Below are 12,491 nucleotides of genomic sequence, written 5' to 3' on the forward strand. Positions count from 1 at the left end.
TAGGAGAACGGCGATGGGCGCGCTTTCGCATCTGCGGGTATTGGATTTATCCAGGGTCCTGGCTGGGCCTTGGGCTGGACAGATCCTGGCGGACCTGGGGGCAGATGTCATCAAGGTCGAGCGTCCCGGCAACGGTGACGATACGCGTGCGTGGGGGCCGCCCTTCCTGAAAGATGCCTATGGCGAGAACACGACCGAGGCGGCTTATTACCTGTCGGCCAATCGCAACAAGCAATCGGTCACTATCGATTTCACTCGTCCCGAGGGGCAGAAGCTGGTTCGGGAGCTGGCGGCGAAGTCCGACATCCTGATCGAAAACTTCAAGGTGGGTGGGCTCGCTGCATACGGTCTGGATTACGACTCCTTAAAGGCTATCAACCCGCAGTTGATCTATTGCTCGATCACCGGTTTCGGGCAGACGGGGCCGTACGCCAAGCGCGCAGGGTATGACTTCATGATCCAAGGGCTGGGAGGCTTGATGAGCCTTACCGGTCGACCGGAAGGAGAGGAGGGCGCTGGGCCGGTCAAAGTCGGAGTTGCGCTGACCGATATCCTGACCGGCCTGTATTCAACCGCTGCCATCCTCGCGGCATTGGCTCATCGCGATCATGCCGGCGGCGGGCAGCATATCGATATGGCTTTACTGGATGTCCAGGTGGCCTGTCTGGCCAACCAGGCGATGAACTATTTGACCACTGGCAAGGCGCCGAAGCGCTTGGGAAATGCGCATCCGAATATCGTGCCCTATCAGGATTTTCCTACGGCTGATGGTGACTTCATTCTTACGGTGGGCAACGACGGTCAGTTCCGAAAATTCGCCGAGGTGGCCGGTCAGCCGCAATGGGCAGATGATCCTCGATTCGCGACAAACAAAATGAGGGTTGCAAACCGGGCGGCCTTGATCCCATTGATACGCCAGGCGACGGTATTCAAGACGACAGCCGAGTGGGTGGTTCAGCTGGAGCAGGCTGGAGTGCCGTGCGGCCCTATCAATGATTTGGCCCAGACGTTTGCGGATCCTCAGGTGCAGGCTCGTGGATTGGCAATCGAGTTGCCCCACGCGTTGGCCGGTACGGTGCCTCAGGTAGCCAGTCCTATTCGCTTATCCAATACGCCGATCGAATACAGAAATGCACCTCCTTTATTGGGGGAGCACACAATGGAGGTGCTGCAGCGGGTGTTGGGGTTGGACAGTGCGGCGGTAGCGACCCTGCGTGATTCTGGCGTCCTATAGATTCCCTTCTATATAGGAGGCGCGATTTGCGCTCGTTTGGTATCTGATTGAAAGAAAACGAAATAAAGGGTTGACGGCAAATTCTGGATGTCTATAATTCGCCCCACTTCCGGCGCAGTCGAAACGGAAAACTCCTTGAGTTTCAACGAGTTAGATGGTTTCGGCAGGGCAGGTGCTTCAGTTCATCGAAGTGCTGAAGGGGTTGATAGAGCGGTGTTGTTTGGCTCTATCGGCGGTTCGGTCTTCTCGATCGAAAGCGGTAAAAAAGAGGTGTTGACAGCAGCGAACAACGCTGTAGAATTCGCCTCCCGCTAACGAGAGATCGAAAGCGCAAGTGGTTGAAGTTGTTAAGGATTTCCAAGCGAAACTTTGAAAACTTCTTAAAATAACCGCTTGACAGATACACGGGGCGCTGTAGAATGCGCGCCTCGGTTGAGGCGAAAGGCTCAACCCACCGCTCTTTAACAACTGAATCAAGCAATTCGTGTGGGTGCTTGTGGAGTCAGACTGCTAGTCAACAGATTATCAGCATCACAAGTTACTCCGCGAGAAATCAAAGATGTAACCAACGATTGCTGAGCCAAGTTTAGGGTTTTCTCAAAACCCAAAGATGTTTGAACTGAAGAGTTTGATCATGGCTCAGATTGAACGCTGGCGGCAGGCCTAACACATGCAAGTCGAGCGGCAGCACGGGTACTTGTACCTGGTGGCGAGCGGCGGACGGGTGAGTAATGCCTAGGAATCTGCCTGGTAGTGGGGGATAACGCTCGGAAACGGACGCTAATACCGCATACGTCCTACGGGAGAAAGCAGGGGACCTTCGGGCCTTGCGCTATCAGATGAGCCTAGGTCGGATTAGCTAGTTGGTGAGGTAATGGCTCACCAAGGCGACGATCCGTAACTGGTCTGAGAGGATGATCAGTCACACTGGAACTGAGACACGGTCCAGACTCCTACGGGAGGCAGCAGTGGGGAATATTGGACAATGGGCGAAAGCCTGATCCAGCCATGCCGCGTGTGTGAAGAAGGTCTTCGGATTGTAAAGCACTTTAAGTTGGGAGGAAGGGCATTAACCTAATACGTTAGTGTTTTGACGTTACCGACAGAATAAGCACCGGCTAACTCTGTGCCAGCAGCCGCGGTAATACAGAGGGTGCAAGCGTTAATCGGAATTACTGGGCGTAAAGCGCGCGTAGGTGGTTCGTTAAGTTGGATGTGAAATCCCCGGGCTCAACCTGGGAACTGCATTCAAAACTGTCGAGCTAGAGTATGGTAGAGGGTGGTGGAATTTCCTGTGTAGCGGTGAAATGCGTAGATATAGGAAGGAACACCAGTGGCGAAGGCGACCACCTGGACTGATACTGACACTGAGGTGCGAAAGCGTGGGGAGCAAACAGGATTAGATACCCTGGTAGTCCACGCCGTAAACGATGTCAACTAGCCGTTGGGAGCCTTGAGCTCTTAGTGGCGCAGCTAACGCATTAAGTTGACCGCCTGGGGAGTACGGCCGCAAGGTTAAAACTCAAATGAATTGACGGGGGCCCGCACAAGCGGTGGAGCATGTGGTTTAATTCGAAGCAACGCGAAGAACCTTACCAGGCCTTGACATCCAATGAACTTTCCAGAGATGGATTGGTGCCTTCGGGAGCATTGAGACAGGTGCTGCATGGCTGTCGTCAGCTCGTGTCGTGAGATGTTGGGTTAAGTCCCGTAACGAGCGCAACCCTTGTCCTTAGTTACCAGCACGTTATGGTGGGCACTCTAAGGAGACTGCCGGTGACAAACCGGAGGAAGGTGGGGATGACGTCAAGTCATCATGGCCCTTACGGCCTGGGCTACACACGTGCTACAATGGTCGGTACAGAGGGTTGCCAAGCCGCGAGGTGGAGCTAATCCCACAAAACCGATCGTAGTCCGGATCGCAGTCTGCAACTCGACTGCGTGAAGTCGGAATCGCTAGTAATCGCGAATCAGAATGTCGCGGTGAATACGTTCCCGGGCCTTGTACACACCGCCCGTCACACCATGGGAGTGGGTTGCACCAGAAGTAGCTAGTCTAACCTTCGGGGGGACGGTTACCACGGTGTGATTCATGACTGGGGTGAAGTCGTAACAAGGTAGCCGTAGGGGAACCTGCGGCTGGATCACCTCCTTAATCGACGACCGCAGCTGCTTCATGAGCTCCCACACGAATTGCTTGATTCATTGAAGAAGACGATTGGGTCTGTAGCTCAGTTGGTTAGAGCGCACCCCTGATAAGGGTGAGGTCGGCAGTTCGAATCTGCCCAGACCCACCAATTTCATGGTGTACCCTGTAGCGATACGGGGCCATAGCTCAGCTGGGAGAGCGCCTGCCTTGCACGCAGGAGGTCAGCGGTTCGATCCCGCTTGGCTCCACCATTACAGATTGGTTCCAACGTTTAAAGCTTAGAAATGAGCATTCCACCAAGCGGTGATGAATGTTGATTTCTAGTCTTTTGATTAGATCGTTCTTTAAAAATTTGGGTATGTGATAGAAAGATAGACTGGACGTTACTTTCACTGGTAACGGATCAGGCTAAGGTAAAATTTGTGAAGGGCTCTTGGAGCTCGATCGAATTTTCGGCGAATGTCGTCTTCACAGTATAACCAGATTGCTTGGGGTTATATGGTCAAGTGAAGAAGCGCATACGGTGGATGCCTTGGCAGTCAGAGGCGATGAAAGACGTGGTAGCCTGCGAAAAGCTTCGGGGAGTCGGCAAACAGACTTTGATCCGGAGATGTCTGAATGGGGGAACCCAGCCATCATAAGATGGTTATCTTGTACTGAATACATAGGTGCAAGAGGCGAACCAGGGGAACTGAAACATCTAAGTACCCTGAGGAAAAGAAATCAACCGAGATTCCCTTAGTAGTGGCGAGCGAACGGGGACTAGCCCTTAAGCTTCTTTGATTTTAGCGGAACGCTCTGGAAAGTGCGGCCATAGTGGGTGATAGCCCTGTACGCGAAAGGATCTTAGAAGTGAAATCGAGTAGGACGGAGCACGAGAAACTTTGTCTGAATATGGGGGGACCATCCTCCAAGGCTAAATACTACTGACTGACCGATAGTGAACTAGTACCGTGAGGGAAAGGCGAAAAGAACCCCGGAGAGGGGAGTGAAATAGATCCTGAAACCGTATGCGTACAAGCAGTGGGAGCCCACTTTGTTGGGTGACTGCGTACCTTTTGTATAATGGGTCAGCGACTTATTTTCAGTGGCGAGCTTAACCGAATAGGGGAGGCGTAGCGAAAGCGAGTCTTAATAGGGCGTCTAGTCGCTGGGAATAGACCCGAAACCGGGCGATCTATCCATGGGCAGGTTGAAGGTTAGGTAACACTGACTGGAGGACCGAACCGACTACCGTTGAAAAGTTAGCGGATGACCTGTGGATCGGAGTGAAAGGCTAATCAAGCTCGGAGATAGCTGGTTCTCCTCGAAAGCTATTTAGGTAGCGCCTCATGTATCACTGTAGGGGGTAGAGCACTGTTTCGGCTAGGGGGTCATCCCGACTTACCAAACCGATGCAAACTCCGAATACCTACAAGTGCCGAGCATGGGAGACACACGGCGGGTGCTAACGTCCGTCGTGAAAAGGGAAACAACCCAGACCGTCAGCTAAGGTCCCAAAGTTATGGTTAAGTGGGAAACGATGTGGGAAGGCTTAGACAGCTAGGAGGTTGGCTTAGAAGCAGCCACCCTTTAAAGAAAGCGTAATAGCTCACTAGTCGAGTCGGCCTGCGCGGAAGATGTAACGGGGCTCAAACCATACACCGAAGCTACGGGTATCACGTAAGTGATGCGGTAGAGGAGCGTTCTGTAAGCCTGTGAAGGTGAGTTGAGAAGCTTGCTGGAGGTATCAGAAGTGCGAATGCTGACATGAGTAACGACAATGGGTGTGAAAAACACCCACGCCGAAAGACCAAGGTTTCCTGCGCAACGTTAATCGACGCAGGGTTAGTCGGTCCCTAAGGCGAGGCTGAAAAGCGTAGTCGATGGAAAACAGGTTAATATTCCTGTACTTCTGGTTATTGCGATGGAGGGACGGAGAAGGCTAGGCCAGCTTGGCGTTGGTTGTCCAAGTTTAAGGTGGTAGGCTGGAATCTTAGGTAAATCCGGGATTCCAAGGCCGAGAGCTGATGACGAGTTACCCTTTGGGTGACGAAGTGGTTGATGCCATGCTTCCAAGAAAAGCTTCTAAGCTTCAGGTAACCAGGAACCGTACCCCAAACCGACACAGGTGGTTGGGTAGAGAATACCAAGGCGCTTGAGAGAACTCGGGTGAAGGAACTAGGCAAAATGGCACCGTAACTTCGGGAGAAGGTGCGCCGGTGAGGGTGAAGCACTTGCTGCGTAAGCCCACGCCGGTCGAAGATACCAGGCCGCTGCGACTGTTTATTAAAAACACAGCACTCTGCAAACACGAAAGTGGACGTATAGGGTGTGACGCCTGCCCGGTGCCGGAAGGTTAATTGATGGGGTTAGCTAACGCGAAGCTCTTGATCGAAGCCCCGGTAAACGGCGGCCGTAACTATAACGGTCCTAAGGTAGCGAAATTCCTTGTCGGGTAAGTTCCGACCTGCACGAATGGCGTAACGATGGCGGCGCTGTCTCCACCCGAGACTCAGTGAAATTGAAATCGCTGTGAAGATGCAGTGTATCCGCGGCTAGACGGAAAGACCCCGTGAACCTTTACTATAGCTTTGCACTGGACTTTGAATTTGCTTGTGTAGGATAGGTGGGAGGCTTTGAAGCGTGGACGCCAGTCTGCGTGGAGCCATCCTTGAAATACCACCCTGGCAACTTTGAGGTTCTAACTCAGGTCCGTTATCCGGATCGAGGACAGTGTATGGTGGGTAGTTTGACTGGGGCGGTCTCCTCCTAAAGAGTAACGGAGGAGTACGAAGGTGCGCTCAGACCGGTCGGAAATCGGTCGTAGAGAGTATAAAGGCAAAAGCGCGCTTGACTGCGAGACAGACACGTCGAGCAGGTACGAAAGTAGGTCTTAGTGATCCGGTGGTTCTGTATGGAAGGGCCATCGCTCAACGGATAAAAGGTACTCCGGGGATAACAGGCTGATACCGCCCAAGAGTTCATATCGACGGCGGTGTTTGGCACCTCGATGTCGGCTCATCACATCCTGGGGCTGAAGCCGGTCCCAAGGGTATGGCTGTTCGCCATTTAAAGTGGTACGCGAGCTGGGTTTAGAACGTCGTGAGACAGTTCGGTCCCTATCTGCCGTGGACGTTTGAGATTTGAGAGGGGCTGCTCCTAGTACGAGAGGACCGGAGTGGACGAACCTCTGGTGTTCCGGTTGTCACGCCAGTGGCATTGCCGGGTAGCTATGTTCGGAAAAGATAACCGCTGAAAGCATCTAAGCGGGAAACTTGCCTCAAGATGAGATCTCACTGGAGCCTTGAGCTCCCTGAAGGGCCGTCGAAGACTACGACGTTGATAGGCAGGGTGTGTAAGCGCTGTGAGGCGTTGAGCTAACCTGTACTAATTGCCCGTGAGGCTTGACCATATAACACCCAAGCAATTTGCTGACTCGAAAGAGTACCAGATTGCGGTGTGTGAAGACGAAACGAACCGAAAGTTCGAAACTCACAAAACACCGAAAGCTGTCACATACCCAATTTGCTGAAGCGAGGTCATTAGGCCGCGACTCAGTGCCCGAATTTCTTGACGACCATAGAGCATTGGAACCACCTGATCCCATCCCGAACTCAGCAGTGAAACGATGCATCGCCGATGGTAGTGTGGGGTTTCCCCATGTGAGAGTAGGTCATCGTCAAGATTAAATTCCGAAACCCCTATCTGCTGATGCAGGTAGGGGTTTTGTTTTAGTAGAAGTCTTTGATTTTCACCGACACGTTGCTTCTTAACGGGTTGGACACCGAATTTCTTGACGATCATAGAGCATTGGAACCACCTGATCCCATCCCGAACTCAGCAGTGAAACGATGCATCGCCGATGGTAGTGTGGGGTTTCCCCATGTGAGAGTAGGTCATCGTCAAGATTCAATTCCCAGAACCCCTGTCTGCAATGCAGACAGGGGTTTTGTCGTTTTGGAGCCAGCAGTCGGATCGACGCTCTAATTGCCGCCGCGTTCCGGCAAACCCCCAGGCCATTGCTATGCTTTGATTGTTGGGCGTTGGTAGCAACGGTCCGCGACGTGACTGGTCATGGGGATTCCAATAATGAAAAACCCTTATGCTCCTGGCTTCTGGTGCGCTATTGCAGCGTTGGTGCTGCTTTCGGCCACCTACTTCTATGGCGTCATGCTGACTCATCAGATCGATAAGGCACTGATTTTCCTCGATAGCGCGTCCGCGCTGATCGGTGTCATTTCCATCGGGGTGGTTGCCTGGGCCTCACTGCAAGGCCAACGCATCAAGAAAAAACAGCTCGAGCAAGGCAAGACCCTGGTATTGATTTGGGACACCAAGGTCGCGCTGCGCAGGGTCGAAACGGTGTTCGACCGTTATTTCTGGGGCAGCTATTGGCAACCGGGGCGCACCTTTCAGGAGGTAATGGGAGAGCTCACCGGTACGCCGTTGGAAAAAAGTCTCGAAGCTTTGAAGGTCCAATGCGCGGCCTTGGACGAGCAGGTCGCGCAGGACGATTGGCACTGGCTCAACAATGCGCGTGAACTGTGCGATGTCGCCAACGCCATGGCTCGGGAGCGCTACCAGTTGGATTTCTGTGATGGGCGTGCAGACTCATCGAGTACAGCAGTGATCAATCGTGATTTTGAAGTACTGGTGTACACCTGGACGGCACGGCTCAAGACTTTTGATCATCAACTGGACGAGATCGAAGTCCAATATTCGTAGACCATTTCTCAACAACACGCTTTTTCCCCTTTAAACATTGGGCTTGCTGGCTTGCCTGATGCTAATCTCCCCACCACTTTTGCCGCGTCGAGCCACAGCCCTTTGCGGGTCAAGGAAGACGGCGACTTTTTCAACCATGGAATACGATCGGGTCACTCATGAATAAATCAGCAAGCGTACTTCTCGGAATTGTTGTGGTTATCGGTGCTATCAGTGCAGGTGGCGCCTGGTATACCGGCACGAAGCTGGAAGGAGTGCTGAATACCGCGATTGCCGACAGCAACAAGCAGATTCAAACGGCGTTGGCCGGCTCCAACGGTACCGCGTCGATCGAGCTGGTGTCCTTGGACCGGGGGACATTCAGCAGTACCGCTCATTATCGTCTCAAGGGCGAAGGCGAGATGTTTGGCGGCGAACCCGTTGAGCTGCTGTTCGTTGACAATATCGAACACGGACCGCTGCCGTTCTCCCGTCTGATGACGCTCAAATGGCTGCCGGTCATGGCGACCAGCCACACCGAGCTGGAGCGGACTCCGCTGACCGAAAAGTGGTTTGTCGCCGCCAAGGACAAATCGCCGCTCAAAGGCGTGTTCAACCTGGGCTACGACCAGTCCACAAACGGTACATTCGAGCTGCTGCCGCTGGATACCAAACTGGATGAACAATCCCAGCTCATCTTCTCCGGCTTGAAAATCGATGTGGCCGCCAGCGCCCAAGCGCAGAAGCTCAAGGCCGACGGCTATATGGACAGTTTCAAGCTGACCACCGTCGCCGAAGATCAGACACCGGTGCAAGTCGAGTTCGGCGGCTTGACGTTGGCCAGCAACCTGACCAAGAGCACCTACGGCTATTACATGGGTGATAACACCCTGCTGTTGAGCAACAGCAAAACCAGTTTCGGCGAACAGAAATCGGTACTGGGCCTGAAGAACTTCGAAATGAAGAACAACAGCTCTGAAAACGGTACCAGCGCTTCGGGGCGTGCCGACTACAAGATCGGCGAGTTGTCGTTCAACGATAAAGTCATCGGTTCGGCGCAGATGGCAGTAAGCCTGAAGAACCTGGACATCCCGGCCACCATGTCGCTGATGCAGGTCTACCAGGCCAAACTGCAGCCATACGAAAAAGCCGCTGCCGAGGCGGCTGAAGCCGGTGAGCCGGCGCCAGAGCTGGAGCTGACCGAGGCGGAAGAGGCGCAGGTCAAGGCAGACCTGGAGAAACTCCTCGCTGGCGCCCCGCAAGTCGCCCTGGAGAACCTGTCGTTCAGTACTGCAAACGGTGAAAGCCGCGCGAGCCTGATCGTAGACCTGGCCAAGCCGCAATCCATGGACCTGCCGCCGGATGAACTGGGCCGTCAGTTGCTCGCCTTGCTGGATTTCAAGGTGAAGGTGTCCAAGCCAATGCTGGTGGACCTGCTGACCGTGCAGGCGCAAATGGAAGGCCAGACGGACGCCAAGCTGATCGCTGACCAGGCCACCGCCACCAGCGACATGTTCAGCGCCATGGCTGTGGGTACCGAGCTGGCGAAGCTGGAAGGCAACGACGTGGTCACCAACTTGCACTACGCGAACAATCAAGTCGATTTCAACGGCCAGAAAATGACCGTTGAACAATTCTCGGCGTTTGTAATGAGTAAGTTGGGCGGCGGCGTCGCCGTTCAGTAATACCTCTAAAGCAACATCCAAAAACCGGCCCGTGCCCTGCGCACGGGCCGGTTTTTTTTGCTCGTCAAAAACTTCACCGCTGAAATCTGCAGGGATTCTGAAGAATTATGGCGTTCCGGAAAATGACCCTTCGCGCAATGCCAGACTAAGCCCGTTATAGCTTGGCTGGGTTCCTTTGATCCGGCCTCCTGTTTGATGGGCAAGGGGGCACTGCGACCCGGCTGGCCATGTAAGGATGCTGACGAATGCCGCGTACTGTGGGTCCTCTTATTCAATTCGGTTTGCGCCCGTTGTTTCGCGTCGCGCTGTGCAGCCAACTGTGCTGGTCGGTAGCGGCGCTTGCCGATCCCGCGTATGACCAGATGGTGCTTGATGCCCGCTCGGGCCATTACGCGCCTGCGCTGACTGCATTGCGCCAAGTGCCGACCGAGCAAGCCAGTACCGCGCAAATCAGCGATCACCTGCAAATCGCCAGTTGGGCTGGTCTCGATGCCGAAGTGGTAAATGTCTACGAAACCCAAGGTCGTTACCGCGACTTGCCGGTCCAGGCCCTGACCGCAGCAGCCCGGGCCTATCGCAACCTGAAGCGTTGGGATCCGGCGATCGAGTTGTATCGCCGGGCCTTGGCCATCGATCCGCGAAATGCCGACCTGCAACTGGGCCTGGCCTTGACCCAGGCTGATGCCGGCAAGCCCGATGAAGCCGTCAGCCGTGCCAAGGCCCTGGTTGCCGCCAAGCCTGATGATCCGATGCGCCGGCTGGCGTTGGGCTATGCCCTGACGCGCGCTGACAATCCCTACGAAGCGCTGTTCGAATACGATCAAGCCTTCATTCGTGCAGGGAATAACAAGCCTGAAGTCGCACGCGAATACGTCTACGCCTTGCAACGCGCCAGGTTGCCTGAGCCGGCGTTGCGCCTGGCCCGTCTTCAGCCCGGGCTGATCGACCGCGGTGTGCAGCGCCGGCTCGAAGGCGATGTGGCGGCCGAGCGGGTGCGCCTGGCGGATATGGCCAGCCGCAGCGAAAAGGAGCGTTTTGTCATCGCTGACCGTGCGTTGGCCGATTACGACAAGTTGCTCGCCACCTGGTCGCCAGTGGCCGAGGCCCATGAGGACGTGCTGCGGTGGCGAATCGATCGCATGGGTGCCCTCAACGCCCGCGCTCGTCGGGCAGAAGCGATTGCCGAATACCAAAAGCTGGTTGATGAAGGGATCAGCATTCCAACTTATGCCCTGCGGTGGGTGGCCTCTTCCTATCTGGAGCAACGTGAACCGGAAATCGCCATCGAGCTGTACCGCCGCGTACTGACCGCGCCAGATGCCGACCCTGCGGACCGCTTTGAAGACAGTACCGCGCTCTATTACGCCTTGTTGGAAAGCGAAAAATCCGAAGAGGCACGCGCGTTGGCCGAAGATTTGGCGAAAGCGCAGCCGCCTCGGGTGGAACTCAAGGGCCTGCCAATCGGTAACCCCAACGACGAATGGATGGACGCTCAGTTGCTTGCCGCGCAAGCGGGCACTTATGGCGCCGACCTGCCTTCCGCCGAAGCGCGGCTGGAGAGTCTCGTTTATGAGGGGCCCGGTAACATTGGCCTGCGCCTGGCCCAGGCCGATCTGTATCAGGCCCGTGACTGGCCGCGGCGCTCGGAAAGCCTGCTAAAGGAAGTCGAGGCCACGACACCGCGCAATCGCGACTTGGAAATCGCCCAGGCCCGGGCGGCGATGGACCTGCAGGAGTGGCGGCAGATGGATGCGCTCACCGATGACGTGGTTGCACGTTACCCGGAGAACGCCCATGTCAAACGCCTGCAACGCCAGCGGGAGGTCCATGACATGGCCGAATTGCGCATCGAAGCCTATACCGGCAAGAGCTACGGCGGTGGCAACGGCGATGCCGGCGCGGTGACGGGCAGCCGGGATTTCGGTATCGAAACGCTGCTCTACAGCCCGCCCATCGACGAAGACTGGCGCCTGTTCGGCGGTGCCGGCTACGCCACTGGCGACTTCGAAGAAGGCACCGGCCATCATCGATGGCAGCGCCTGGGCGTGGAGCGACGCACCCGTGACATGACCCTGGAGGCGGAAGTCTCCAACCACTCGTACGGTTCCGGTGAAAAACAAGGCGCTCGCGTGGCCATGGCCCGGGACATCAACGATCACTGGCAGTACGGCGGCAGCCTGGATTACCTCTCGGCCAATACGCCGTTGCGGGCCCTCAACAGCGGTATTCGCGCCAATGGCGGGAGCGGTTTCGTTCGCTGGCGCGCCAATGAAAGCCGCGAATGGCGACTGGCGGTGAGCCCGTCTCATTTCAGCGACGGCAACAATCGCCTCGAGACCTTGCTGACCGGCCGCGAGGGCATCTACAGCGCCCCGAGGCTGCAAGTAGAGCTGGGCCTGGAAGTCGGTGCCAGTCGCAACAGCGGTTCCGATGAAGTGCCGTACTTCAATCCGAAGTCGGACTTCAGCGTCATGCCGACCGTGAGCGCCAACCACGTGCTGTACCGCCGCTATGAAACCACTTGGAGCCAACAATTCCAGGTCGGGGCCGGTACCTACAGCCAGCGTGACTACAGCACCGGTGCCATGGGATTGCTCGGCTACGGCCAGCGTCTGCTCTGGAACGATGTGCTCGAAGCCGGGGCCGCGCTGAGCTGGCTCAACCGCCCTTACGACGGCGATCGTGAAAGCGATCTGCGCCTGCTTGTCGACCTCACTTACCGCTTCTAGAAGAGTTT

At 55.5% G+C, this 12,491-nt stretch carries 5 protein-coding genes, 2 tRNA genes and 4 rRNA genes; all 11 read left to right on the forward strand.

Annotated elements, in window-relative coordinates; genetic code table 11:
• The first annotated feature begins 13 nt into the window (after positions 1–13).
• Positions 14–1,234, forward strand: coding sequence for a CaiB/BaiF CoA transferase family protein (locus VQ575_RS00745; RefSeq protein WP_039593368.1), 1,221 nt, complete (start codon positions 14–16; stop codon positions 1,232–1,234).
• A gap of 135 nt (positions 1,235–1,369) precedes the next feature.
• Positions 1,370–1,549, forward strand: coding sequence for a hypothetical protein (locus VQ575_RS00750; protein ID WP_198724696.1), 180 nt, complete (start codon positions 1,370–1,372; stop codon positions 1,547–1,549).
• A 301-nt stretch (positions 1,550–1,850) separates the two neighbouring features.
• A 16S ribosomal RNA gene (locus VQ575_RS00755) occupies positions 1,851–3,389 on the forward strand.
• A gap of 65 nt (positions 3,390–3,454) precedes the next feature.
• Positions 3,455–3,531, forward strand: a tRNA-Ile gene (locus tag VQ575_RS00760).
• Positions 3,532–3,558: 27 nt separating this feature from the next.
• Positions 3,559–3,634, forward strand: a tRNA-Ala gene (locus VQ575_RS00765).
• 249 nt (positions 3,635–3,883) lie between these two features.
• Positions 3,884–6,777: ribosomal RNA gene (locus VQ575_RS00770) — 23S ribosomal RNA — on the forward strand.
• Positions 6,778–6,934: 157 nt separating this feature from the next.
• Positions 6,935–7,050 (forward strand): 5S ribosomal RNA (gene rrf / locus VQ575_RS00775).
• A gap of 107 nt (positions 7,051–7,157) precedes the next feature.
• Positions 7,158–7,273 (forward strand): 5S ribosomal RNA (gene rrf, locus VQ575_RS00780).
• Together the 16S, 23S and 5S rRNA genes with 2 tRNA genes alongside form the textbook arrangement of a ribosomal RNA operon.
• 181 nt (positions 7,274–7,454) lie before the next feature.
• On the forward strand, positions 7,455–8,090 hold the full coding sequence (locus VQ575_RS00785; RefSeq protein ID WP_039594226.1) for a hypothetical protein: 636 nt from the start codon (positions 7,455–7,457) through the stop codon (positions 8,088–8,090).
• Between the two features lie 158 nt (positions 8,091–8,248).
• Positions 8,249–9,754 (forward strand): YdgA family protein, encoded by a 1,506-nt coding sequence (locus VQ575_RS00790; RefSeq protein ID WP_045154738.1) that lies wholly within the window; start codon positions 8,249–8,251, stop codon positions 9,752–9,754.
• A gap of 245 nt (positions 9,755–9,999) precedes the next feature.
• Complete coding sequence (gene pgaA / locus VQ575_RS00795) at positions 10,000–12,483, forward strand: poly-beta-1,6 N-acetyl-D-glucosamine export porin PgaA (protein WP_325918854.1); 2,484 nt, start codon at positions 10,000–10,002, stop codon at positions 12,481–12,483.
• The last annotated feature ends 8 nt before the right edge of the window (positions 12,484–12,491 follow it).

The sequence above is a fragment of the Pseudomonas frederiksbergensis genome, assembly GCF_035751725.1.
Classification (GTDB): domain Bacteria; phylum Pseudomonadota; class Gammaproteobacteria; order Pseudomonadales; family Pseudomonadaceae; genus Aquipseudomonas; species Aquipseudomonas frederiksbergensis_A.